The sequence below is a fragment of the Asaia sp. SF2.1 genome (assembly GCF_000505765.1).
Classification (GTDB): Bacteria; Pseudomonadota; Alphaproteobacteria; order Acetobacterales; family Acetobacteraceae; genus Asaia; species Asaia bogorensis.
Map to the genome: position 1 here is coordinate 6,215 of NZ_AYXS01000001.1, position 473 is coordinate 6,687.

The 473-nt window shown below is 59.4% G+C and carries 1 protein-coding gene; it reads left to right on the forward strand.

Annotated elements, in window-relative coordinates; all coding sequences use genetic code 11:
* Window positions 1-282: hypothetical protein (locus tag P792_RS37895; protein WP_235075346.1), on the forward strand; the 282-nt coding region annotated here is incomplete at its 5' end.
* Window positions 283-473 lie beyond the last annotated feature (191 nt).

Consider the following 473-nt stretch of genomic DNA (forward strand, 5'->3'; position numbering starts at 1 on the left):
CACGGTGCTGCCCCAATGGAGCTCTATATGCGTCTGCTTCTACCGATTATCTTAAGTCTGGTGACCTCGACGGCATCTGCGGCCGCCTCGTTTGACCGCAAAGCGTGGCAACAAGATTACTCACAGCTCAAATCCGAGTTGGTGGACCGTTACGCTAATCTCGCATGGAAGGCGTCCGACGCCGGCAGAATCGACTTGCCTGCGCTTGATCGTAATACTGAGGCTGCAGTGGCGTCGGCGAGTGACGACACCTCCGATCGAGCCCAGCCGGCCTGCTCTTGATCCGGCGGCGCCGATCGGAGGATGCGCAGCGCTGGGATACGCCTCGACCGGATCAGTCGCTTTTTCTTTGCCATTGGAGGGGCTACCCGGCTTCAAGTTGATATTGGACGGGCTTGGCTCGACGTTCAGGGCTGGCACCATCACGCGATCGGGCGTGACGCTTGGTATCCTCCGCATCCAGAACTTCCGTG